The sequence below is a fragment of the Thalassovita sp. genome, from assembly GCF_963691685.1.
Taxonomy (GTDB): domain Bacteria; phylum Pseudomonadota; class Alphaproteobacteria; order Rhodobacterales; family Rhodobacteraceae; genus Thalassobius.
In genome coordinates, this window is record NZ_OY829290.1 from 2,782,767 (window position 1) to 2,805,364 (window position 22,598).

Genomic DNA, 22,598 nt, shown 5'->3' on the forward strand with positions numbered 1-22,598 from the left:
CAACCGTGGCCGGCCTTTGTGCATCTCAACACCTTGTATTTCAACAAGTTGATTGCCTTGCCGACATCCAGCCCCGCCCTAGTTTTCAAGGGATCCGTCCCGGTGCCAGAAACCATGTCCAAATACCTACTTCCGCTCCTTTCCCTGCCGCTGACAGCTGCCCCAGTGTTGGCCGATCTGTCGCAAGAGCCCCATCTCAGCCCCCTGCCCCGCACCGCGTCTGAAGTGGCCCGCATCGCCGCCGTGCGTGCAGCCCCAGAGGATTTCACCATCCCGCAGAAGTTTGAGGTCCTGCCCGCCGGTGCAGGCACCGTTCTGGTCCGCGATGGCGCCGCGCTTTTTGCGCAGCCTGCGGCCAACCTGACGGACACGTTGGATTTCGAATTGGGGCGGTCGCTGTTTGAAAAGCTTTGGGTGGCAGCACCGTCCTCAACCCGCGCCTCTGACGGTTTGGGACCTGTCTATAACGCACGTGCCTGTTCGGGCTGCCACATCAACGACGGGCGCGGCCATGCCCCAGCCGGGCCCGAGGATGACGCCAAAAGCTTTGCCCTGAAACTCTCCGTCCCCGCGCCCTTGCATGAGCGGACGGCCGAAATCGCCGATTGGATCGCCACGGCGCCGGAACCCAACTACGGTGGTCAGCTGCAGGACTTTGCCACCGCCAATATCGGGGCGGAGGCGCGGCTTTCGGTCAGCTACAGCACTCATCAGGTCACCTTTGAGGATGGCGCGGTTCTGTCGCTGCGCCAACCTGAGGTCGCGCTGGAACAAATGGCCCATGGCTCGCTGCACCCTGACGTGATGCTCAGCCCACGCATCGCACCGCCGATCAGCGGCCTTGGGTTGATCGAGGCAATCCCCGCCGCTGATATTCTGGCCCTTGCCGATCCTGAGGATAGCAACGGTGACGGCATTTCCGGCCGCGCAGCCATCGCCTGGTCGGTGGAGCATGAGCGCTGGATGCTGGGCCGTTTTGGCCATAAGGCCGGCCAACCCACCCTGCGCCAACAGGTTGCCGCCGCGCTCAGCACCGATCTGGGCCTGTCGACGCCGCTGTTCCCTGCGGGCTGGGGCGATTGCACCGAGGCGCAGACCGAATGCCGCGCCGCGCCGCATGGCGACAAGGACGTCCGGGTGCATGAGGTGGACGATATCGCGCTGGACCTGATGACGCTTTACACCGCCAATCTGGGCGTGCCCAAACGGCGGAATGTGGACAGCGCGGAGGTTCTGCGCGGCAAAGAGATCTTTCATCAGGCGGGCTGTCAGGCCTGCCACACCCCCAATTTTGTCACCCATCGCCTGAGCGACACGCCGGAACGGTCGTTTGAGCTGATCTGGCCCTATTCCGATTTTCTGCTGCATGACATGGGCGCAGGTCTGGCGGACAGCCGGCCCGAAGGCATCGCGGGCAATCAGGAATGGCGCACCCCGCCGCTTTGGGGTATCGGTTTGGCGCAAGCTGCTTCGCCTGAGGCCGGGTTCCTGCATGATGGCCGCGCCCGCACCCTGCTGGAGGCCGTGATATGGCACGGGGGCGAAGCCGCCCGCGCCCAGACCCATATTCGCCAGCTGCCAGCGTCAGACCGCGACGCATTGATCGCCTTTTTGGAAAGCCTTTGAGATGTTGAAACCCTTTGCCACCGCCCTTGCCCTGATCCTGCCCACTGCAGCCCTGGCCCAATCCGCAGGCGAAAAGGTCGCGGCGGTGCTGGATCAACAGATAGTGCCGGGCTTTGCCGAACTGGCAGAGAGCAGCGCAATGCTGGCAACTGTCGCGGGCAATGACTGCACCCCGGGCAACAGCGATCTGATGCAGGCCTATAACCGCGCCTTTGACGCCTGGGTCCGGGTCAGCCATCTGCGGTTTGGCCCCAGTGAGGTGCAAAACCGCGCCTTTGCGCTGGCCTTCTGGCCGGACAGCCGCGGCAAGACACCGCGCGCGCTGGCCCGCCTGCTGGCCGATCAGGATGTCGCCCTGCTGGCCCCGGAAGAATACGCCGAGCTTTCCATCGCCGCCCGCGGGTTTTACGCCTTGGAATACCTGCTGTTTGAACCGCAGCTGCAACAGCCTGCCGCCTATGCCTGCGCCCTTGTGCAGGCCGGCAGCGCCGACATTGCCCGGATCACCGCAGCCATCAACACGGATTGGCAAAGCTATGCCGACACCCTACGCAACCCCGCAGCCGATGGCCCTTATAAAACCCAGGACGAAGCCACGCAGGAGCTGTTCAAAGCCCTGCTGACCGGTCTGCAGTTCACCGGCGACATGCGCCTCGGCCGCCCCTTGGGCAGTTTTGACCGCCCGCGTCCCAAACGTGCTGAGGCGCGCCGCTCAGAACGTTCCAAACGTCATATCGAACTGGCGCTCACCGAACTGGCACAACTGGCTGATCTGCTGGCAACCGATGACAGCAGCCTTGAGCGCGAACTGGCCGGCGCCTTTGCCGAAGCCACGGATAACCTGGGCGGCATCACCAGCGCGGATCTGGGTCAGGTGACCGAGCCGATGGGCTGGATGCAGGTCGATATGCTGCGGCTGACCCTGCATGATCGGATCATGGAAGAGCTGATGCCGATGCTGGGCGAAGAATTGGGTGTACCCGCAGGGTTCAACGCGCTGGACGGGGATTGATCCGATGACTTCACGGCGGGGATTTCTGGCGGGGCTTCTGGCGGCGGGTCTGACACCCGCGGTGACCTGGGCCGATGTCGGCGCGCCGCGCTACCTGTCGGCTGCCAAAACGCCAGACGGATCCTTTCGCCTCTTTGGCCTTTCGGCCCAGGGTAAGCCGGTATTTGATCTGCCCCTACCCGGCCGTGGCCATGCCGCCGCCGCCCATCCCACCCGGGCCGAGGCCGTGGCCTTCGCCCGCCGCCCTGGCACCTTTGCCCATGTGATTGACTGTTCAACCGGTCAGGTCATCGCCGAACTTCACAGCCCCGAAGGTCGTCATTTCATGGGCCACGGCGCCTTTGATCTGGCCGGCGATCTGCTGCTGACACCGGAGAATGACTATGAGGCTGGTGAAGGCCGCATCGCCCTTTGGGACAGGCGGCAGGGTTATCGCCGCATTGGCGATTTGCCCTCTGGCGGGATTGGCCCACATGACCTGCAGCGCCTGCCCGGTCAGGACCGTTTTGTGGTCGCCAATGGCGGCATAGACACCCATCCTGAAAGCGGCCGTACTGCGCTGAACCTGCCGACCATGCGCGCCAATCTGGCACTCTTGGATCTGGACGGCGGGCTGGAGGTGACCCAGCTGGCGCCCGCCTTGCGGCTGAACTCAATCCGCCACCTGGCGCTCCGGGCGGATGGGCTGATCGGCTTTGCCATGCAGTGGCAGGGCCGCGATGGCAGCCACCCGCCACTGCTGGGGCTGATGCGCCCCGGTGAGGCGCCCCGCCTCAGCGCCGCGCCCGAATCCCAGCATGAAGGCATGCAGAACTACGCCGGCTCCATCGCTTTCAGCGGCGATGGGCAAACGGTTGCCATCACCTCGCCCCGCGGTAATGCGGTGCAGATCTTTGATGCCAGAACGGGCGCCTTTATCAGTCAGATCGACGAGGTGGACGTCTGCGGCCTGTCACCCTCTGGCGACGGATTTATCGCAACCTCCGGCACTGGGATGATCCGCTATATCGGGGCTGAGAGCGATCCAGTGCAGCACGACATGGCGTTTGACAATCACCTGATCGCTGTTTGAAGACAGAGGCGGAGGGTCGTGCCCGACCCAGGGGCGGGATCTTCAAGTGCGCCGACCTCTCAGGACATCGGCGCACTCTTTATCACGTAGGTGTTGTAAATTCGCGCCCGCCCTGGGGGCGGGTCGGGCACGAACCGGCTCACTGCGTGACCCGGCTAGATATCGTCACACCTGTGACGGCAGCCACAGGACAATCCATGGGAAGGCGACGAGGAGGGCGATGGTGATGGCGTCTGCGATGAAGAAAGGGGTGACGCCTTTGAAGACATCCTGCACGCTCACGTCATCGCGCACGCCCGCCACCACAAAGCAGTTGAGGCCGATGGGCGGGGTGATCAGGCAAAACTCGGCCATTTTCACCACCAGAATACCAAACCAGATCGCACACATCGGGCCCGACATGCCAAAGGTGCTGTCCGCGGCCGAGACAAACTCACCGCCGTTGAGCGCCATGACAGCGGGGTAGACCACCGGCAGTGTCAGCAGCAGCATGCCGATCGCATCCATGAACATGCCCAGGACCGCATAGGCCAGAAGGATCAGCACCAGCGTCAGCATCGGGCTCTGCTCCAGCCCGGTGATCCAATCCGAGAAAGCGCCTGGCAGATCGGCAAAGCCCAGGAACCGCACGTAGATCAGCACGCCCCAGATGATGGTGAAGATCATCGCCGACAGCTTCGCCGTCTCCAGCAGCGCATCCTTCAGCTGCGCCCAGCCCATGCCGCGCAGCAGCGCCATCACAAAGACCACAAAGGCCCCCAGCGCGCCGCCCTCGGTGGGCGTGCCCCAGGCATCTCCGCCAAAGGGGTTGTAGATGAAGAAGATGATGATGAAGACCACAAAGAAGATCGGGAAAGCCGGCGGGATCGCAGCAAAGCGCTGTTTCCAGGTGAAGCCTTTCACTGGCGGGCCGAACTTCGGCAGGGCCAGCGCCAGCACCACGATGAGGCCGCCATAGATCAGCGCCGAGAAGGCACCGGGGATGAAGCCCGCAAGCAACAGCTTGCCCACATCCTGTTCCACAATGATCGCATAGATCACCAGAATGGCCGAGGGCGGGATCAGCGAGGCCAGCGTGCCACCAGCCGCCACAACACCCGCCGCAAAGCGTTTGTCATAGCCGATCTTCAGCATCTCGGGGATGGCGATCCGGGCAAAGACGGCCGAGGTGGCCACCGAAGCGCCAGAGACCGCCGCAAAGCCCGCGGTGGCAAAGACGGTCGAGACCGCCAAGCCTCCCGGCAGCCAGCCGACCCAGCGTTTGGCCGCGTCAAACAACGCCTTGGTCAGGCCCGCGTAATAGGCCAGGTAACCGATCAGGATGAAGGTCGGAATAAGCGACAGCGCCTGGCTGGCCACTTTCGAATGCGGCACCTGGCCAGCGGTTTTCACCGCCACGGTCAGCGCCCAGCCAAAATCTTCGGGGTCATAGCCCTTCTTGGCCCAGAAGATCCAGATCAGACCCACAAGCCCGGCAATCCCGGCGGCAAAGGCCACCCGCATGCCAAGAACCACCATCAGCAGCATAAAGCCCGAGACCCAGAGGCCAATTTCAATCGGTTCCATCAGCCCCGTCCCTCATCATTTTCCAACTCGCCCACATGGGCGGCCTCTTCTGCCGCCTGGGCGGCGGCCGATTGCACCAGCGGCACCGCCACCGGCTCCACCAGACCCAGCACAAAGGCGCGGCCATAGCCCCAGAGCTGCAGCGCCATACGCGCGCTCAGGACCGCAAAGGCCACCGGGGCCAAGAGCTTGGCCGGCCAGATCGGAATGCCGATGTCGATCGAACTGTCGCGCGACCAGAGCGGCGCATTAAAATCAAAGCTGCGGTCAAAATGCGACCAGGTGCCCCAGACCAGCAGCACCATCAGCACCAGCGCCGCCAGGGTGGTCAGAAACTCCGCCGCCCAAAGCGCCCGCCCCGACAGGCGGCCCACCAGAATATCCATGCGAATATGGCCGCCATCGCGCTGGGTGTAGGCAATCGCCATAAAGGCAATCAGCGGCATCGCCTGTTCGATCCAGTCCACATAGCCCGGCAGCGGCGCGTTCATCAGGTTGCGCCCCGAGACCGAGACCACCGCCAGAAGCATCAGCGAGAACACCGCCAGCCCACTCAACAGCGCCAGAACACGTTCCAGCCGAAACAGGTTTTGATCCAGCCGGCTCAGACCCGACCCATCTTCCAAGACCGCAGCAGATCCCGCCATCTCATCCCCCATCCAGTTGTTTTATATAGAAAGACCGCCCCCGAGGGGCCTCAGCCCAGCAGGAGCGGTCGATGTCAAAAGGCGCCGCTTACTTGCTGCGCTCAGCCTCAAGCGTGCTCATGACCAGGTCATACAGCTCCTGGGCGGGCAGGCCCTGGGCGGTCATGTCGGCGATCCATTTGTCGCGGATCGGGCCGGCGGCCACTTCGCGGAATTTGGCGATCTCTGCCTCGGGCAGCTCCACCTTGGCCACACCTTTTTCGGCCAGGACGCTGTCCCATTTGGCCAGAACCTCACCGTAGTTGGCCAGGTAATGGGCGATCGCCTCATCGACCGAGCTGTCCAGCGCCTCACGGTGGGCGTCCGACAGGCCTTCATAGGCGTCGACATTGACCACCACCGGGCAGTTCACGGTGCCGGGGTTCAGGTTGGCGGTCCACCAGGTGGCCTGGTCAATGGTGCGATAGGCAAAATGGGCGTGCTGGGCGAAGGCCACAGTGTCCACAACGCCGCTTTCCATCGCGTTATAGGCTTCGGTTGCGGTGACCGAGGTCGGCACCGCGCCCACGGCGCTGAACGCCTGACCGATACCGCCGGTGGCGCGCACCCGCATGCCGTCAAACTCGGCCAGGGCATCGCGGGCTTCGCCGGTGCCGACAATGTTGTACTGCGGCATCGGCGAGGTCATCAGCAGCTTGGCATTCCAGCGCCCCAGATCCGCCTGCACCGCCGGGTGGCCATAGACCGCATGGCTGACCGCCACTTCTTCTTCCAGCGTGCTCACACCCAGGAACGGCAGTTCCAAAACGGTGATCGAGGGGTTCTTGTCGCGGTGATAGCCGGCACAGAACTGCGCCATCTCAAAGGCCCCGATCGAGATCCCATCCAGGTTCTCCCGGTTCTTCGACAGACCGCCATAAGAAATGTTCAGCGTGAACTCACCACCCGTCTTCTCAGACACCAGCTCCGCCAGCTTCTCAACATGCTCCGTAAACGCACGACGCTTACCCCAAAGCGATACATTCCATTCCTCTGCAATCGTCTCCGACGCAAAACCAACGGCGAGCGAGGCCACAACGGCCTTGGCAAAAATAGACTTCATATCTTCCTCCCGTAACTGGGCCCGTGACTGGGCCGTCCCGGTTGAGGCTAACCCAGCCCCAATGCCAAGCCAAGCCCTGCGTCCCCGCAAAATCGCGATGCCGTAGTTTCACGGGACCCGGTAAATTTCATGCAAATTCACAGCGGTTAAGCGCCTTGATTTGTGCCAGATCAAAGTGCGCCCGCTGCCCCGGGCGCAGGGTTGCTGCCATGAAGGATGTGCTGATCATATGCTATTCGCGCACCGGCCTGACGCGGCAGGTGGCGCTGGATCTGCGGGCGCGGCTGGATGCGGATTTTGAAGACATTCGCGAAGGCCATCGGCGCCGCGGCCCGCTGGCCTATCTCTGGGGGCGTTGGCAGGCCAGCCGCGGCATGGCCTGTGAGATTGCGCCACCGCTTCGCTGGGCCTCAGACTACCGCGCGCTGGTTCTGGCGCTGCCCAATTGGGCCGGGGCCCTGTGCCCGGCGATGCGGGCGTGGTTGCTGGAACAGGGCCGCCCCCTGCCCCCCTATGCAACGCTGATCACCCAGTCTGATTCAGGCGCCGATCAGGTCAGGGCGGCGGTGGCGCAGCTGATTGGCGCGCCGGACCGGGCCCATCTGTGCCTGACCGATCGCCAGATTGCCGAACAGGATTTCCATGCCGCGCTGACGCCCTTTGCCCGCAGTCTGCCGTCGGCGCTGGGGCTGACCCAGCCCGCGAAGGGGCGCAAAAGCGCCTGAGGTCTCTAGCCCCGGGCCTTGCTGTGGCGGGGCATCGGGCGGGTTGGGATTTCTTTCAGCAAACCGCCCACCCCCATTTCGGCGATGTCCTGCCCTGTGACCTCAATCCCGCAGACCACGCGGCTGAGCACCCAATCCGCGCCGTTGAGCGCCGGCGAGCGGGCACAGCCCGGCAAGCCAATCACCGGACGGTTGGAGATTTCGCCCAAGAACAATAGGTTGCCGGGATCGACCGGCATGCCGAACCGTTCCACCCTGCCGCCCGCCTGGCGCACCGCTTGTGGCGCCACATCATAGGCGTCTGAGGTGGCCGAGGCGGTCAGGATCAGCACCATATCGGCGCTCACCGTCGCCAGAGCCTCTGCCAGCGCGGCCTCCTCATGAGGAACCAACTTGGTATCGACCAGCTGCATCCCCAAGGCGGTCAGGCGGTCAGCGATCGCCTGTTCCCCCTTCAACCCAGCGCCGCCGGGGATATCGGTGACAATCAGCGCGGCGGTTTTGTGCACCGGCGGGCGCAGACGCAAGGCACCGCGCGCCACGGCGCAGGCTTTTTCAACATCGCGCGCACTGACGCCGTAGGAAATGACCTTGACCGTGCCGACCATGCCGCCCTCGGTCATCTGCTGATAGGCAGGGACAGTTGCCAGCGTGATCATCGGATCGATGGCGTTCATCGCCACCAGGGCTCGTTGGTTGAGGGAGACAACACCGGGCCCCTTGGCGGTGATGTTTACCCGGCCGGTAAAAGCTTTGCTGAGGCTGAGGCCCGCAGCCCCCGGATCCGGCACCAGCGCCTGTGCCAATGCATCGGCGCCGGCATCTTCATGCATATCCGTGGCCTCAAGCCGGGCAACGGTCACCTCAGTGACCTCGGCCGCCTGTAGGGCAGCAATATGATCTGCATCCAACTGCAGACCTTTGCGCAGTTTCTGGCCGGGCAGTTGCATCGAATGGGCCAGAATGGCGCCTGCGGCTTCGGCCACGGGGACAGGTCCAAACTTCATCCTGCCGCCTTTTCCGACGGTGCCTCAGACCCGTTTTTTGGCCCGCTTTTTGGCCCGTGGCGCAAGACCTCGGTGCATTCCGCCATGATCGACAGCGCAATCTCTGCCGGGCTGGCCGCGCCGATATCCAGACCAACCGGCCCGTGGATTTTGCCAATTTCGTCAGTGCTGTAGCCCTTCTCCTCAAACCGGGCGACGCGTTTTGCGTGGGTGCGTTTGGAGCCAAGCGCGCCGATATAAAACACCTCTGAGCGCAGCGCCTGTTCCAGCGCCGGATCGTCCAGCTTGGGATCATGGGTCAGCAAAACCAGCGCGGTGCGGCTGTCCAGCCCATAGCTGGCCACGCCCTCATCCGGCCAGTCATGCAGGATCGTTTCACCGGGAAACCGTGCCTCGGATCCGAAGCTTTCGCGCGGATCGATCAGGGTTGGATCATAGCCCGCCAGCCGCGCCATCGGAACCAGCGCCTGGGCAATATGCACCGCCCCAACGATCAGCATCCGCAGCGGCGGGTTGTGAATGGCCACAAAGGTTTCGCCGTCCTCTTCGAACCCAGAGCGGTCCATACGGAAGCGTGTGCCATATCCGTCGGAGGTCAGGCTACGCGCCCCGGATGTGGGGTTCACAACATAGGCGATAGGCTGGCGGGCTGTGCGGGCGGCCACCAGATCGGCCAGCATTGCCTCAGGCAGGACTGCGCCAATCGGTTCGACCAGCACCCGGATGGTGCCGCCGCAGGCCAGCCCAACGGCAAAGGCATCGCCATCGCTGATGCCATATTCCAGCATCCGGCTTTCGCCCGCCTCCAGCGCCTCAATCGCCTCAACGACCACAGCGCCCTCAACACAGCCGCCTGAGACGGAGCCCTCAATCTCCCCTTCTGAGGAAATGGCCAGCTGGCTGCCCACACGGCGCGGGGCACTGCCCCAGGTTTCCACCACAGTGGCCAGCACAGCGCCTTTGCCCTCACGGTGCCAGCCCAGCGCGATTTCCGGAATATTGTCAAAGCGTTCCATCCAAGCCTCCCTGCCCGGTGATAGCAAATTAGCAGCCCCGCCGCTGTTGTCCATTGGTGGTAGTCCGCACCACGCAGAAGAAAACCCCAAGGGGGACTTTCATTTTGCCGGCACAGCCCTTAAATTCAATCATTCGAATTATTAGGAGAAGTTATGCAACCCCCTCGCCAGCCAGCGCAGCAGACGGCCTCGGATACAGGCCCCGACACCGCGCCCAGCCAACAGCAGAAATGGGAGGATGTCTATGCCACCAAAGACCCCAAAACCGTCAGCTGGTTTGAGGCCGAAGCGCGCCAGTCCATTGATCTGCTGGACAAGATCGGTGCGACACCGGACAACAGCCTGATCGACATCGGCGCCGGCGTGTCCCCTTTGGTGCCGGATCTCTGGGCGCGGGGTTGGCGCGATCTGACGGCGCTGGACCTTTCGGCCAATGCGTTGGCGATCAACAAGGCGAAGCTGCCAGAGGCAAAAAGCATTCAATGGATTGCCGCTGACGTGCGGGAGTGGCGCCCGAAACGCCGTTATGACATCTGGCACGACCGGGCCGCCCTGCACTTTCTGACCTGCGCGCGCGATCAGGCCCGCTATCACCGCACGCTGCTGGCCGCCCTGCCGGTTGGCGGGCATGCAATCATCGCCACCTTCGCGCCGGATGGCCCCAAATCCTGTTCGGGTCAGCAGATCGAACCCTATGATTCCGGGCAATTGATGCAATTTCTGGGATCTAGGTTCACCTGTCGTCACAACCAGCGTTTCAGCCATTTCACCCCTGCGGGCAGCGAACAGCGGTTTTCTGCGGTGGTGGCCCAGCGCCGCAGCTGATCCCTGACCTTTGGTCTGTTAGCCCTCAGCCATCATCGCCATCAAGCGATCCTTTTCACCGCGGTCCTGCGCGTCGGAAATTGCTTCGGCCAGCGCCTCCAGCGAAGCGATGGAATGGCCGGCGCGAAAGGCATCGACATGGGGCAACATGGCCTTGATCCCCTGCGCCTTGGGGGCAAAACCGTCCCAGCGCAGCAAAGGGTTGATCCAGATAAGCCGGCGTGAGGAGAGGTGCAGCCGCTCCATCTCTTTGCTGAGCGCTGCGGCATCGCCGCGATCCAACCCGTCGGTGATCAGCAGCACCACCGCCCCCTGCCCCAACACCCGGCGCGACCAGTCGCGATTGAACAGATGCAGGCATTCGCCGATCCGCGTGCCACCCTCCCAATCCTGCGCCTCAGACCCGGCCAGGGCGAGGGCCTGATCCACGTCGCGGCGGCGCAGATGGCGGGAGATGTTGGTCAATCGGGTGCCAAAGGTAAATCCATGCACCTTGGCCCAGCCCGCGCCTTTTTCATTGGCCACCGCATGGAGGAAATGCAAAACCATCCGGCTGTATTGCGACATGGAGCCTGAGATATCGCAAAGCACCACCAGATTGGGCCAACGGGTGCGCCGCTGTTTCAGCGCCAGTTCATGCACCTCACCACCCCGCCGCATCGAGGCTTGAATGGTCCGCCGCCAGTCCAAGGCATGGCCCGTCGTGGCGGCCTGCATCCGCCGCGACCGGATCGGCTGCACCGGCAGTTTCAGCCGTGCGATCATGCGTTTGGCGGCGGCAATCTCCTCGGTGCTCATCTGTTCGAAATCCAAGGTGCGGAGTTTTTCCTGCAGTGATGTTGTTTGCGAGGCATCAACCTCAATCTTGACCTCATCCGCCTCGGGCTGTTCGGGCAGTTCATCAGGCTGTTGCCCCTCCAGCAGCGCCTCTGCCGCGCGCTTTTCTGCGGCGCGGGCTTTGCGTTCCTCCTGAACCCCGCGAACCGAGGGCAACAGCATCGACATCATATGCTCCAGATACCGCGGGTCGCGCCAATAGAGCCGGAACACCTGCCCAAACACCGCCCGCTGTTCAGGGCGGGTCACAAAACAAGCATGCAGCGTCCAGTAAAAATCTTCCTTGCGGCTGAAGCCCGCCGCCTCCACCGCGCGGATCGCATCAATCACCCGCCCCGGTCCAATCGCCAACCCCGCCTTACGCAAGGCGCGGGCGAAATGGATGATGTTATGGCTGAGCTTGGGATCCTCAGGCAGGTCCAGATCGGGCAGCTGAGTCATTGCGATTGCCTAAGCCCGCGGGAGCGTTGCCCTCCCCTCGGTTGCGGCGTTCCCCTACGTGTTTTTCCGGCAAGGGCAAGGTTCATGCAGCCCCGATTTCTGCCAGAGCCTGATCCAGCGAATAGTCGGCTTTGTCCTTGAAGGCTCTGATGGGCGTAATCTGCCCCACAATCCCACGATTGAACGCAATCAATTCCTCTGCAGGGACCCAGAGTTCCTCATGCGCTTTGCCACCTGCCTGTTCGACAGGATACCGCGCTGCGGTTTCGGCATTGATTTCGAATTTGGTGACAAACCCGTAATTGTCCGGTGCGGCGAGCACTGAATTCCAATCTCGTGCAATCTTCTCGGCGTAGAGTTGGGTGGTGACAGGATAGAAAATGGGTTGATCGGGTAAACGAGGCGGCCAAGCGCTCCAACCGCTCTCTTTGATCAGCAACAGTTCTTTGTAACCCGTTGGGCGATATAGGATCATGCAGTTTCCAGACTCGATTTTGCCTCATCCAGAATACGTTTCGCCTCACTGCCCTGCAACCTCTGGATATCATCCTGATATTTCAGAACCGCCCCCAATGTGTCGGCAATCACCTCGGGGCTGAGGGTCAGCACATCCAGCGCCAATAGGCATTTCGCCCAGTCGATGGTTTCGGCAACGCCGGGTTTCTTGAACAGGTCCTCGGTGCGCAGGCGTTGGACAAAGGCAACCACCTCACGGCTGAGGGCCTCGGCGGCTTCGGGGGCGCGGGCCTGCAGAATCTCCACCTCCCGCTCAAAGCCAGGGTAATCCACCCAATGGTAAAGGCAGCGCCGTTTCAGCGCGTCATGCACTTCGCGGGTGCGGTTGGAGGTCAGGATCACAATCGGTGGCTCAGGCGCTTTGATCGTGCCCAGCTCGGGGATGGTGACCTGAAAATCGCTGAGCGCTTCCAACAGGAAGGCCTCAAACGGCTCATCAGTGCGGTCAATCTCATCAATCAGCAGAACAGGCGCGCCGCCATCCTGCGGCCGCATGGCCTGCAACAGCGGCCGTTCGATCAGATAGTCTTCGGTGAACAGCTCATTTTTCAAGGCGTCACGGTCTGCCCCGCCCGCCGCCTCGGCTGTGCGGATGGCGACCATCTGTTCGGCAAAGTTCCATTCATAAACGGCCGAGGAAGCATCCAGCCCCTCATAGCATTGCAGGCGGATCAACCGGCGGCCCAGCGCGGCGGCGATGGCTTTGGCAATCTCGGTCTTGCCAGTGCCGGCCTCGCCTTCCAGAAACAGGGGCCGGCCCAACTTCAGTGACAGAAAGCCAACGGTGGCCAGGGCGCGGCTGCAAACGTAGTTTTGCTCTGCCAGCTGGTGCTGCAGATCCCCAATGGATGTGGCTGTGCGCATGAATGTCCTCCCTGCCCGGTAGAAGGGCAGCTGCACCTGCCCCCGTCAAGCGCGACCAAGGTCTAGGCCGGGGCGGCGTTGCCAAAGGGCTGCGGTTCGGGCCGCGGTTCGCGTCCAGCGCCTGCCGGACAATTGACGCATTGCAGGGGGGATTGTAGTTAATTGGGAAACAAGCGGCTAAAGCCATAATAAAATCAGTCGTTTCGAGAGCAGAGAGTAAACAAGTGAGCATTGCACAACCCAAAGGGGCAGGCAGATGCGTGTAACCGCAGTCACCTGCGTCAAAAACGAAGGCCCGTTCCTCTTGGAATGGATCGCGTTCAACCGGCTGATCGGGGTGACCGATCACCTGTTTTATTCCAATGATTGCACCGATGGCACGGATGAGATGCTGGATGCGCTGGCAGCGCGCGGCATCGTTCAGCATCTGCCCAACCCCGCCAAGGGGCGCAACTACCAGATGGAGGCGCTGAAACACGCCGCCAAACAAGAGGTGGTGAGCGAGGCCGATTGGGTCTGGGTGGCCGATGTGGATGAGTTTTTGAACATCCATGTAGGCGATCACACCATCCCCGCACTGGTCGAGGCCTGCGGCAATCCTCAGGCGATTTCGCTGAACTTTCAGTTCTTTGCCAGCGATGGGATTGAGACCTTTGAGGACCGTCCGGTGATCGAACAGTTCACCCGCTCGCACAATCCTGACCTGTGGTGTGGGGAAGCCGCGATTGAGGTGAAATCGCTGGTCCGTCATGATTTCCCGCTGCAGTATTTTGGCGCCCACCGCCCGTTTTTCCGCGAAAAACTGCCGCCGAAAAAGCGCCCTTCCTGGACCGATGGATCTGGTCGCAAGGTGCAGCACAAGTTTCTGGTCGCCGCCAATCCGCGCCGCATCCGCAAATTTCCAGCCCAGGGCGCGCGCGACTATGCGACGCTCAATCACTATGCACTGCGCTCGCTCGACAGCTATCTGGTGAAAAACGACCGCGGCGATGTGAACCGGGAAAACCGCGCCTTTGATGACACCTATTGGCGCGAACGCAATGATCCCGCCTGGCAGGATCTGAGCATTCAGCGCTACCTGCCCGATTTGCAGGCGGCGCTGGCCGATCTGAAATCCGATCCTGAGATCAACGCGTTGCATGACAAGGCCTGTGCGCTGCACCGGGAAAAGCGCGATGCTCTCTTGGCCCAGCCCGCCTATCAGGAAATGCAGGCGCAGCTCCGCGCGGCCTCAACCCTGCCGCCGCAGGAGGAAGCGCTGATCCGCAAACTGGGGCTGACCGTATGAGCCGGCTGAGGGTTGTCAATCTGGGGCTGCCGAAATCCGGCACCACCACCGTGGCCCGCGCCCTACGCCGGGCCAGCCTGCACACGGCGGACTACCGGATCCGCACCGGGCAAAGCAAAGACAACCACATCCTGGGCGATTTTGTTGGTCAGCTGGTCTATGAGGCGTTCTTCCGCACCGGCGATCCGCTGGCTTACTTGGATGAATTTGATGCCTTCAGTGAGTTAAGCGTGTTGCGCAAAGGCCTGTCGCTCTGGCCGCAGATGGATTTCGCGGTGATTGACGCGATCCGTCAAAACCATCCCGGGGTGAAGTTCTTTGCCAGTTGGCGTCCGGTGGCTGAGATTTCGGATTCCATGTCACGCTGGTCAAACCTGACCTCAGAACGGCTGCCGAAAAATCAAATCCCCGGTCTGCCGCGCGGATTTGGCGGGGCTGATCAGGAACGTCAGCGCTGGATTGCGGGGCACTATGACCATCTGGACCGGATCTTTGCCGGATCGGATGACTTCCTGCGGCTGGATGTGGGCGCAGAGGATGCGCGTCAGCAACTGGCCGCTTTTCTCGGCCGGGACGTGCCATGGTGGGGGCATCTTAACCGCAACCCTGTGCGCGCGGACACACCAGACCGGCATGATACGGGCCGGGACACCAGCGACCGGCACGACAATGACACGCCGACAGGCGATACGGATACGGAGGCCGTCTGATGCAGATCTACCTGCACATCGGTTTGGAACAGGTGGGCGCGGCCCGCATTCAGGACGTGCTGGCCAACAAACGTGAACAGCTGGAGGCCAAAGGCATCCTGTTCCCGCGCGGCGCCGGCGGCAAGAACCACACCCGGCTTTATATGGCGGTGACGGATCCGGATCATGTGGACACGCTGCGGTTCAATCGCGGCTACATCGATCCCGAAAAACAGCGCAGCCTGTTTAATCTGGTGCAGCAGGCGATCCTGCGTGATGTCGCCGCTGTGCGCCCTGAAAAGCTGATCCTGTCGGCCAGCCAATTGGGCGCGTCCCTGGCGCGACGCTCCGAACTGGAGCGGCTGAAGGCCCTGCTGGCCCCGATTGAGGGGGAGATCAAAGTTGTCGCCCATGTGGATGAACAGGCCCGCCTGCTGGCCCGGCGCTACAGCGCCCAGGTGCTGGAGGGGCGCGCGACTTCACTGGCGCGGGAAATGGACATGGCCGGTACCGCCGACTGGTGGGACGATGCCCTACTGGACGGCCATCAGATCGTGCCGGAAAACGGTGAGTTTCTGGAAATCCAACATCCGCCGTTCTGGCTGGATTACGCCCGCCTGCAGCAGGAGTGGGAGGCGGTCTTTGGCGAAGGTTGTGTGAGCTTCCGCGCCTATGACGAGGCGCTGTTTTATTCCGAGGCCGTCACCGATGAGATCCGCGCGATGTTTGACATCGACCAGACCATCGGCCGCGCCAATGCCGAAGAACCGCCCAAACAGCCCGCTGCCGCCTGGGTGACCCGTGGGCGACAGATGAACGATCTATTCCTGCAGATGCTGAAATCCTCAGACCGGTTGATCAACCGCCAGCTCTGGCGGAAGTTCATGAATGAAATCAAGGTGGACGGTGATCCAATTGCCCCCGGCAGTCTGGCAGCCATCTCAGACGGGTTTGCGAAACAGAACAAGGTGCTGATCAAGGCGCACAAGGGCCTGGGCAAGGCCAGCCTCACCCCGGATACCGCCCTGCCCGACTGGGACGAGGCCGACCCGACCCGCGGGTATCGTGCCACGCAATACCTGCTGTCCTTCCTGCATCGGATCAACAAATTCACCCGCGAGGAGAAGGAGCATAAGGCCGCAGAACTGGCCAAGCTGAACGCTTCCACCGAGGAGGCCCCTGCCCCCGCGCCGGAAGACGAAGGCGACGGGATCACCGGGCTGACCGCTGCGGCGCGCGCAATCATGCCCCCACTGGCGGTGCAAAACTTTGAGAAGCTGCAAGGGTCTTCCTTCAAGCCGCACAATGACATCGGCCGGGTTGATGAAACCGCTGAGACGGCGCCCTATACCGCGATGAAGCCGCGCAAACTGCCCAAGGGCAGCACCGGCAATATCATCGTCGGCTGCATGAAAAATGAGGCGCCTTACATTGTGGAATGGGTCGCCTACCATCGCGCGATGGGCGTCGACAACTTCCTGATTTACACCAATGACTGTTCCGACGGCACCAGCGAGATGCTGGATCGCCTGCAGGAGATGGGCGTTTTGCAGCACCGCAACAACGACAATTGGAAAGGCAACTCGCCCCAGCAATATGCCCTCAATCAGGCGCAGAAAGAACCAGTGTTGAAAAACGCCGAATGGATCGCGCATATCGACGTGGATGAATTCATCAACGTGCGCTGCGGCAATGGCACGCTACAGGATTTCTTTGACCGGGTGCCCGATGCCACCAATGTGGCCATGACCTGGCGGCTGTTTGGCCACAACGGCGTGACCGAACTGGCCGATGATCTGGTGGTGGGTCAGTTTGACACCTGCGCCCCCAAATTCTGCCCCAAGCCGCACACTGTCTGGGGCTTCAAGACGATGTTCAAAAACATCGGCGCCTATGAAAAAATCTCCTGCCACCGGCCAAACAAACTGGATGAGGATTTCAAATCCCGCGTCAAATGGGTCAACGGATCAGGCATCGACATGACCCGTGAGGCCGCCGAGAAAGGCTGGCGCAGCTCCAAGAAATCCATCGGCTACGATCTGATCCAGTTGAACCACTACGCGCTGCGCAGCGCCGAAAGCTATCTGGTCAAACGCCAGCGTGGCCGCGCCCTGCATGTGGATCGCTCCATCGGGTTGAACTACTGGATCCGCATGGACTGGTCGGACTTCAAAGATGTCACCATCCAACGCAACCTGCCGCGCCTCAGGGCCGAATATGACCGTCTGCTGGAGGATAAAGAGCTGAAGCGCCTGCATGAGGCGGGGTTTGCCTGGCATCAGGCCAAAGCGGCCGAATTGCATGGCATGGCGGAGTTCGAAGACCTCTATCAGCAGGCCGTGGCGCTGAAACTGACCGAGGTGGAGCGCGTGGCCTACGCGCTGGCCCTTGATATGGAAAGCTGACCCGATGCGCGCGCTTGCCATCCTGACCTTACGCAACGAAGGGGCCTTTCTGTTGGAATGGTTGGCCCATCACAAACAGGTCGGTTTCACCGATTTCCTTGTGTTTTCAAATGACTGTCAGGACGGCACTGATCAGATGCTGGACCGGCTGCAGGACATGGGCGAACTGACCCATATCCGAAATGACGGCCCCTATGGCAAAGGCGGCATTCAGTTCACCGCCTATAAGCTGGCTGAAAAACACCCCATGATGCAGGATGCAGACTGGGTGATGACGCTGGATATTGATGAGTTTGTTAACATCCATGTGGGCAATCACACGCTAGAGGCGCTGTTTCATGCCCTGCCTGAGGCGACGGCGATCCCGCTGACCTGGCGGTTGTTCGGCAATGCCGGCCAGATCCGCTACAATGATGTGCCGATCACCCAGACCTTCTTTGCCGCTGCCCCCGTGGTGCTGCACTGGCCCTGGCGTGCCGCAATGTTCAAAACGCTGTTTCGCAATGATGGCACCTACGGCAAGCTGGGGGTGCATCGCCCGCGCAACCCCGATCCTGAGCGGCTGAAAGACCAGCGTTGGTTTGACGGTGAGGGTCGCGAACTGCCTGAGAAGTTTGCCCGCACCCGGATCTTTTCCAACTACGGCCAGTCAAACTACAAGCTGGCGCAGCTGAACCACTACCCGCTGGGCACGATGGAAAGCTATGTGTTGAAGGCTGATCGCGGCCGCGCCGTGCATGAGGCGGATCGGCTGGGGCTGGATTACTGGGTGGAACGTAACTTCAACGTGGAAAAAGACCGCTCGATCCAGTCTTTGGCGCCGGAAATGCTGGCAGCGATGGATCAGCTGAAGGCAGACGACACGCTTGCTGCGCTACACCAGCAGGCCGTCGCCTGGCGCCATGCCCGGTTTGAGGCGCTGCTGTCAGAGGAGCCATCGCGCGCCCTGTTTTCCCGCCTGCTGATGACCCCGCCCAGCCAGCCCGTGCCGGAGCAAGCTGCGAAGTTTCTGACCCATCACGCCAATAAGGCGCGGGTCAACGCGGCAGAAACCTCGGGCAAGTAAGCGCAACCAATCCCCTGCTAAACCACTGTTACGTCACAGTGAATTGCCCCATCATGCCGCAATCTTCATGTTCCAGAATGTGGCAGTGATACATAAACGGCGCATCGGCCGGCGCTGCATGATCAAACCGCACCAGGATCTCTGACCAGCCTTCGCCGACATGCACCATGTCCTTCCAGCCTTGCGCATAGGCGGGGGCTGCACCGCCCTCTTGCTGCAGGATACGGAAGGAGCAGCCGTGCACGTGGAAAGGATGCTGCTGTTCATCTGCCGTGATGCGCCAGATTTCCGTGGTGCCCTTGGTCACCTTTTCGTCGATCCGGTCCATCTTCATTGGCTGACCATTGATCGCCATCGCCCCGGCATCGCCGCAGAAATTATCCCACGCCAGCGCCAGCGCGGTCAGATCAGCCCCCAGATCCATGTCCAACTGGAACGACCGTGTCACCGTTGCCTCAGACCGTTTGGGTGGCGCCAACACAGCCAAACGGTTTGGCATCGCCCCGGTGAAGCCTGCCTGCGCCGTGCGATTAAGCTGCAGCGCAATCGTGGTCTGATTGCCGCCAAACAGGCTGGCAAAGAAGCCCACATCACCGCCGTTCAGGTTGACGGTCAGCGCGTTGCTTTCGACAGCCGCCATATCAACAAGGATCTCATAGCGTTCGCCGGGGGACATCACGATGTTCTCCACCTCAACCGGGGATGAAAGGAAGCCGCCATCGGAGGCGATTACCGTGATCGGGCCCGTCGCCATCGACAGTTCCAAGAACCGCGCGTTGCAGGCGTTCAGCAATCGCAGCCGCACCAATCCCGTCGGCACATCCTGCGCCACCGGCGTAATCGCCCCATTGACCACGAGGGTTTCCCCCTGGAACCCCTCCTCAATTGTGTCGCCCGTCAGCGAATAGCTCATCCGCCCGCTGGCATCGAACATCTTGTCCTGCAGGACGAGGGTGAAGTCATCCACGCCATAGGTCTTGGGTAGATCCGCGGCGAGGCTTCCGTCGTCTTCGACCAGCAGCACACCTGCCAACCCGTTGTAGGTCTGTTGCGCGGTTTTTCCGTGCATATGCGAATGGAACCAGTTCATGGAGGCCCCCTGCACAATCGGCACGTCAGGCGACCAGGTTGTGCCATCCTCAATCTCCTGATGGGGACCGCCGTCGACGTCCCCGGGGATGTGCAGCCCGTGCCAGTGGATCGTTGTCACATCGCCGATGATGTTCATCACATCAAACGGCAGCACCTGACCCTGTTTCACCCGCAAAACAGGCCCCAGATAGCTATTGTTGATGCCATAGGTGGCGCTGGCAGCCCCATTGCCAAAGTCATGCTGCGCCGATTGCAGGTTCAGCGCGATCCGTCCCTCAATCCCGGCGGTGAGATCGGTCATCGGGATCAGCGGCAGTTTTCGCGCTGTCGACTGGCCCCAAGCGTAGCCCGCGCCCGCCGCAATTGCACCGGCGCCGCCCAGTTTCAAAAACCCTCTGCGATCCATTGTCCTCTCCTGCCAGAATACCTTCGCCAATCAATCTCTGTTTAGGTAGGGGCAGCCCCTGCGCGATCAACGCCGACCGACCAATGCCATCGGGCGGGCGACACATTTCCGCCCAAATCCTCCGGCTCCAAGCCCCAAAGGCCCTAGGATTCCCGCCGTTTCTCCGCATTTTGGCCGCAAACTCGGGTCAAATTTCCTCAAAAGCCCATAAAGCCCCCCAAAAGCCCCGGGTGCAGGTTGCACCCCAAAGGGCACGGTACTGAGGATCTGAGTATATGCTGGACGCGCCCAACCCGCTCGACACGCCGCTGAACGGCTTGAAGAAAGCTGAATGGCTGGAACGTTTTAGCGAGATCACCGAAGAAACCGGCTTTTTCCAACCCTTGGGCGCGCGCCACTGTGCCGGCTTCGTGGATGAAAAGCCGATCCTCTTGGTCACCTTTGAAACCCGTCAGGGCATTCAGGCTCTTTCCGAAAGTGCACAACCGCTGGGCTGGGATTTCGCCCGTTCGCTGGGCTGGTCCCACCTGTCCGTGATCAGCGACGGCGACACTTGGTTCCGCGCGCCAGAAGTCTATGGTTTCTTTGACCAGCTGATTGATGACGGGTTTTTTGAGGAATTTGACCGGGTGATTTTCTATGGCGCGGGCCCCTGTGGCTATGCCGCCGTAGCCTTCTCGGTCGCCTCCCCCGGCGCGCATGTGCTGGCGATCCAGCCACAGGCCACGCTGGACCCGCGCGTCACCGAATGGGACAATCGCTTTGTTGAGATGCGCCGCACGTCATTTACTGATCGTTTTGGCTACGCGCCCGATATGATGGATGCCGCACAACAGGGCTACGTGCTTTATGACCCGCGCGAAGAGCTGGACGCGATGCATGCCGCGCTGTTCACCCGCCGTAATGTCACCAAGCTGCGCCTGCCCAATATGGGCAGCGCGTTGCAGTCGGATCTGCTGAGCATGGAACTGCTGTTCCCGATCCTGCAGGCGATTGGCGAGGATCGCTTTAGCGAAGAAGAGTTCGCCCGCCTCTACCGCGCCCGCCGTGACTATCCCCGGTATCTGCGTGGCTTGATCGCACGTATGGATGCGGCTGAACGGCCTTGGATGGCCGCAATGGTCTGCCGCAATGTGACCAGCCGCATGCGCGCCCCACGGATCCGCCGCCGCCTTGACGCGTTGGAGGCTGCAGCCCGCGAAGGCAAAATCCGCATCCCCGGGATTGAACCAGTTGCCTCATCACAGGCTGACCAGCCCGCGCCTGATGGCGGCGCAGAGGCATAAGCCGCTCTTAGGGCTCTAGCGCTTCGGCATAGATTTGTGTAAGCGCGGGGCCATGAGCACCTCCATCACCATTCCCCGCCCCGATGACTGGCACCTGCATCTGCGCGATGGCGCGATGCTGCAGGCCGTCCTGCCCGAAACCGCCCGCGATTTCGCCCGTGCGATCATCATGCCCAATCTGGTGCCGCCGGTGGTGACAGGCGCAGATGCCGCGGCCTACCGGGACCGCATTCTGGCCGCCCTGCCTGAGGGCATGGCGTTTGAACCCTTGATGACGCTCTACCTGACCGAAGACACCGACGCCGCAGACGTTGCCGCCGCCCATGCCAGCGGGCTGGTCAAAGCGGTGAAGCTGTACCCGGCAGGGGCGACCACCAACTCCTCCTCCGGTGTGACCAATTTTGACAAGGTGCGCCCGGTGCTGGAAAAGATGGCCGAGATCGGTCTGCCGCTCTGTACCCACGGCGAAGTCACCGACCACGACATCGATATCTTCGACCGTGAGGCCGTGTTCATCGACCGGGTTCTGGATCCGATCCGCAAGGCCACCCCGGGCCTGCGTGTGGTGATGGAACATATCACCACCGCCAACGCGGCAGATTATGTGCGCAGCCAGGACAAGGATTTGGGCGCCACGATCACCACGCACCACCTGATCATCAACCGCAACCACATCTTGGTCGGTGGGATCAAACCGCATTACTACTGCCTGCCCGTCGCCAAACGCGAAGAGCACCGGATCGCCCTGCGCGCCGCCGCGACCTCGGGCGATGCGCGCTTCTTCCTTGGCACCGACTCGGCGCCGCACACGGACGCCAACAAGCTGCAGCCCTGCGGCTGCGCGGGCTGTTTCACCGCCACCAACACCATGCCGCTGCTGGCGCATGTGTTTGAGGAAGAAGGCAAGCTGGAAAACCTCGCCAAGTTTGCCAGCGAAAACGGTCCGAACTTCTACCGCCTGCCGGTGAACCAGGGCACGCTGACCCTGACCAAAGGCGAGACGCCCACTGCTTTCCCGGAACAGATCGACACCCAAGACGGCCCCGTCACCGTGTTCGACCCCGGCTTCCCGGTGCATTGGAAAGTGGCTTAAGCGTTACGCTCGAGAAC

20 protein-coding genes are annotated in these 22,598 nt (G+C 61.8%); 11 read left to right on the forward strand and 9 right to left on the reverse strand.

Annotation, left to right across the window (positions count from 1 at the left end; all coding sequences use genetic code 11):
- Positions 1–114 precede the first annotated feature (114 nt).
- The 3 genes from ACORLH_RS13380 to ACORLH_RS13390 are packed head-to-tail and all read left to right on the forward strand — an operon-like array spanning position 115 to position 3,710.
- Positions 115–1,626, forward strand: coding sequence for a di-heme oxidoredictase family protein (locus ACORLH_RS13380; protein ID WP_321832820.1), 1,512 nt, complete (start codon positions 115–117; stop codon positions 1,624–1,626).
- A gap of 1 nt (position 1,627) precedes the next feature.
- Positions 1,628–2,638: an imelysin family protein gene (locus ACORLH_RS13385; protein ID WP_321828887.1), complete on the forward strand. Its 1,011-nt coding sequence runs from the start codon at positions 1,628–1,630 to the stop codon at positions 2,636–2,638.
- Between the two features lie 4 nt (positions 2,639–2,642).
- Complete coding sequence (locus tag ACORLH_RS13390) at positions 2,643–3,710, forward strand: DUF1513 domain-containing protein (RefSeq protein WP_321828888.1); 1,068 nt, start codon at positions 2,643–2,645, stop codon at positions 3,708–3,710.
- 165 nt (positions 3,711–3,875) lie between these two features.
- Here the strand turns inward: ACORLH_RS13390 and ACORLH_RS13395 are convergent, their stop codons facing one another.
- The 3 genes from ACORLH_RS13395 to ACORLH_RS13405 form a co-directional block, all read right to left on the reverse strand.
- A complete protein-coding gene (locus tag ACORLH_RS13395) occupies positions 3,876–5,276 on the reverse strand; it encodes a TRAP transporter large permease (RefSeq protein ID WP_321828889.1) in 1,401 nt (466 codons plus the stop codon).
- Positions 5,276–5,923 (reverse strand): TRAP transporter small permease, encoded by a 648-nt coding sequence (locus ACORLH_RS13400; protein ID WP_321828890.1) that lies wholly within the window; start codon positions 5,921–5,923, stop codon positions 5,276–5,278. The genes ACORLH_RS13395 and ACORLH_RS13400 overlap by 1 nt, the downstream gene beginning before the upstream one ends.
- Before the next feature lie 88 nt (positions 5,924–6,011).
- Positions 6,012–7,025: a C4-dicarboxylate TRAP transporter substrate-binding protein gene (locus ACORLH_RS13405; RefSeq protein WP_321828891.1), complete on the reverse strand. Its 1,014-nt coding sequence runs from the start codon at positions 7,023–7,025 to the stop codon at positions 6,012–6,014.
- Positions 7,026–7,234: 209 nt separating this feature from the next.
- On the opposite strand from ACORLH_RS13405, the gene ACORLH_RS13410 reads away from it, so the two are divergent.
- The gene (locus ACORLH_RS13410; protein ID WP_321828892.1) at positions 7,235–7,750 is read left to right on the forward strand and encodes a hypothetical protein; all 516 of its coding nucleotides are present in this window, start codon (positions 7,235–7,237) and stop codon (positions 7,748–7,750) included.
- Positions 7,751–7,755: 5 nt separating this feature from the next.
- Here the strand turns inward: ACORLH_RS13410 and ACORLH_RS13415 are convergent, their stop codons facing one another.
- Positions 7,756–8,757: a molybdopterin-binding protein gene (locus tag ACORLH_RS13415; protein WP_321828893.1), complete on the reverse strand. Its 1,002-nt coding sequence runs from the start codon at positions 8,755–8,757 to the stop codon at positions 7,756–7,758.
- Complete coding sequence (locus tag ACORLH_RS13420) at positions 8,754–9,773, reverse strand: XdhC family protein (RefSeq protein WP_321828894.1); 1,020 nt, start codon at positions 9,771–9,773, stop codon at positions 8,754–8,756. Before ACORLH_RS13420 ends, ACORLH_RS13415 begins: the two co-directional genes overlap by 4 nt.
- Positions 9,774–9,926: 153 nt before the next feature.
- Here ACORLH_RS13420 and ACORLH_RS13425 point away from each other — a divergent pair, with 153 nt between their 5' ends.
- The gene (locus tag ACORLH_RS13425) at positions 9,927–10,598 is read left to right on the forward strand and encodes a class I SAM-dependent methyltransferase (RefSeq protein WP_321828895.1); all 672 of its coding nucleotides are present in this window, start codon (positions 9,927–9,929) and stop codon (positions 10,596–10,598) included.
- Between the two features lie 18 nt (positions 10,599–10,616).
- Here ACORLH_RS13425 and ACORLH_RS13430 read toward each other — a convergent pair whose 3' ends face one another.
- From ACORLH_RS13430 to ACORLH_RS13440, 3 genes are all read right to left on the reverse strand, one after another.
- A complete protein-coding gene (locus ACORLH_RS13430) occupies positions 10,617–11,876 on the reverse strand; it encodes a VWA domain-containing protein (protein ID WP_321828896.1) in 1,260 nt (419 codons plus the stop codon).
- Positions 11,877–11,958: 82 nt separating this feature from the next.
- The gene (locus ACORLH_RS13435; RefSeq protein WP_321828897.1) at positions 11,959–12,351 is read right to left on the reverse strand and encodes an ADP-ribosylation/crystallin J1; all 393 of its coding nucleotides are present in this window, start codon (positions 12,349–12,351) and stop codon (positions 11,959–11,961) included.
- Positions 12,348–13,256, reverse strand: coding sequence for a MoxR family ATPase (locus tag ACORLH_RS13440; protein ID WP_321828898.1), 909 nt, complete (start codon positions 13,254–13,256; stop codon positions 12,348–12,350). The genes ACORLH_RS13435 and ACORLH_RS13440 overlap by 4 nt, the downstream gene beginning before the upstream one ends.
- A 256-nt stretch (positions 13,257–13,512) precedes the next feature.
- Between ACORLH_RS13440 and ACORLH_RS13445 the strand changes: the two genes are divergently transcribed.
- Genes ACORLH_RS13445 through ACORLH_RS13460 form a run of 4 tightly spaced genes read left to right on the forward strand, consistent with a single transcriptional unit; the run spans position 13,513 to position 18,704 of the window.
- Positions 13,513–14,544, forward strand: a complete 1,032-nt coding sequence (locus ACORLH_RS13445; RefSeq protein WP_321828899.1) for a glycosyltransferase family 2 protein — start codon at positions 13,513–13,515, stop codon at positions 14,542–14,544.
- Positions 14,541–15,254: a hypothetical protein gene (locus tag ACORLH_RS13450; protein WP_321828900.1), complete on the forward strand. Its 714-nt coding sequence runs from the start codon at positions 14,541–14,543 to the stop codon at positions 15,252–15,254. Before ACORLH_RS13445 ends, ACORLH_RS13450 begins: the two co-directional genes overlap by 4 nt.
- Entirely contained in the window at positions 15,254–17,638 is a 2,385-nt protein-coding gene (locus ACORLH_RS13455) for a glycosyltransferase family 2 protein (protein ID WP_321828901.1), read from the forward strand. Before ACORLH_RS13450 ends, ACORLH_RS13455 begins: the two co-directional genes overlap by 1 nt.
- A 4-nt stretch (positions 17,639–17,642) precedes the next feature.
- Positions 17,643–18,704 (forward strand): glycosyltransferase family 2 protein, encoded by a 1,062-nt coding sequence (locus ACORLH_RS13460; protein WP_321828902.1) that lies wholly within the window; start codon positions 17,643–17,645, stop codon positions 18,702–18,704.
- A gap of 28 nt (positions 18,705–18,732) precedes the next feature.
- Here ACORLH_RS13460 and ACORLH_RS13465 read toward each other — a convergent pair whose 3' ends face one another.
- The gene (locus ACORLH_RS13465) at positions 18,733–20,202 is read right to left on the reverse strand and encodes a multicopper oxidase domain-containing protein (RefSeq protein ID WP_321828903.1); all 1,470 of its coding nucleotides are present in this window, start codon (positions 20,200–20,202) and stop codon (positions 18,733–18,735) included.
- A gap of 275 nt (positions 20,203–20,477) precedes the next feature.
- Between ACORLH_RS13465 and ACORLH_RS13470 the strand changes: the two genes are divergently transcribed.
- Both ACORLH_RS13470 and pyrC read left to right on the forward strand, forming a co-directional pair.
- Positions 20,478–21,488, forward strand: coding sequence for a phosphoadenosine phosphosulfate reductase (locus tag ACORLH_RS13470; protein ID WP_321828904.1), 1,011 nt, complete (start codon positions 20,478–20,480; stop codon positions 21,486–21,488).
- A gap of 52 nt (positions 21,489–21,540) precedes the next feature.
- Positions 21,541–22,581, forward strand: a complete 1,041-nt coding sequence (pyrC, locus tag ACORLH_RS13475) for a dihydroorotase (RefSeq protein WP_321828905.1) — start codon at positions 21,541–21,543, stop codon at positions 22,579–22,581.
- Positions 22,582–22,598: the final 17 nt, after the last annotated feature.

Coding starts and splice junctions, on each gene's coding strand:
- ACORLH_RS13380 (WP_321832820.1), top strand. CDS start 115: ATGTCCAAATACCTACTTCCGCTCCTTTCCCTGCCGCTGACAGCTGCC.
- ACORLH_RS13385 (WP_321828887.1), top strand. CDS start 1,628: ATGTTGAAACCCTTTGCCACCGCCCTTGCCCTGATCCTGCCCACTGCA.
- ACORLH_RS13390 (WP_321828888.1), top strand. CDS start 2,643: ATGACTTCACGGCGGGGATTTCTGGCGGGGCTTCTGGCGGCGGGTCTG.
- ACORLH_RS13395 (WP_321828889.1), bottom strand. CDS start 5,276: ATGGAACCGATTGAAATTGGCCTCTGGGTCTCGGGCTTTATGCTGCTG.
- ACORLH_RS13400 (WP_321828890.1), bottom strand. CDS start 5,923: ATGGCGGGATCTGCTGCGGTCTTGGAAGATGGGTCGGGTCTGAGCCGG.
- ACORLH_RS13405 (WP_321828891.1), bottom strand. CDS start 7,025: ATGAAGTCTATTTTTGCCAAGGCCGTTGTGGCCTCGCTCGCCGTTGGT.
- ACORLH_RS13410 (WP_321828892.1), top strand. CDS start 7,235: ATGAAGGATGTGCTGATCATATGCTATTCGCGCACCGGCCTGACGCGG.
- ACORLH_RS13415 (WP_321828893.1), bottom strand. CDS start 8,757: ATGAAGTTTGGACCTGTCCCCGTGGCCGAAGCCGCAGGCGCCATTCTG.
- ACORLH_RS13420 (WP_321828894.1), bottom strand. CDS start 9,773: ATGGAACGCTTTGACAATATTCCGGAAATCGCGCTGGGCTGGCACCGT.
- ACORLH_RS13425 (WP_321828895.1), top strand. CDS start 9,927: ATGCAACCCCCTCGCCAGCCAGCGCAGCAGACGGCCTCGGATACAGGC.
- ACORLH_RS13430 (WP_321828896.1), bottom strand. CDS start 11,876: ATGACTCAGCTGCCCGATCTGGACCTGCCTGAGGATCCCAAGCTCAGC.
- ACORLH_RS13435 (WP_321828897.1), bottom strand. CDS start 12,351: ATGATCCTATATCGCCCAACGGGTTACAAAGAACTGTTGCTGATCAAA.
- ACORLH_RS13440 (WP_321828898.1), bottom strand. CDS start 13,256: ATGCGCACAGCCACATCCATTGGGGATCTGCAGCACCAGCTGGCAGAG.
- ACORLH_RS13445 (WP_321828899.1), top strand. CDS start 13,513: ATGCGTGTAACCGCAGTCACCTGCGTCAAAAACGAAGGCCCGTTCCTC.
- ACORLH_RS13450 (WP_321828900.1), top strand. CDS start 14,541: ATGAGCCGGCTGAGGGTTGTCAATCTGGGGCTGCCGAAATCCGGCACC.
- ACORLH_RS13455 (WP_321828901.1), top strand. CDS start 15,254: ATGCAGATCTACCTGCACATCGGTTTGGAACAGGTGGGCGCGGCCCGC.
- ACORLH_RS13460 (WP_321828902.1), top strand. CDS start 17,643: ATGCGCGCGCTTGCCATCCTGACCTTACGCAACGAAGGGGCCTTTCTG.
- ACORLH_RS13465 (WP_321828903.1), bottom strand. CDS start 20,202: ATGGATCGCAGAGGGTTTTTGAAACTGGGCGGCGCCGGTGCAATTGCG.
- ACORLH_RS13470 (WP_321828904.1), top strand. CDS start 20,478: ATGCTGGACGCGCCCAACCCGCTCGACACGCCGCTGAACGGCTTGAAG.
- pyrC (WP_321828905.1), top strand. CDS start 21,541: ATGAGCACCTCCATCACCATTCCCCGCCCCGATGACTGGCACCTGCAT.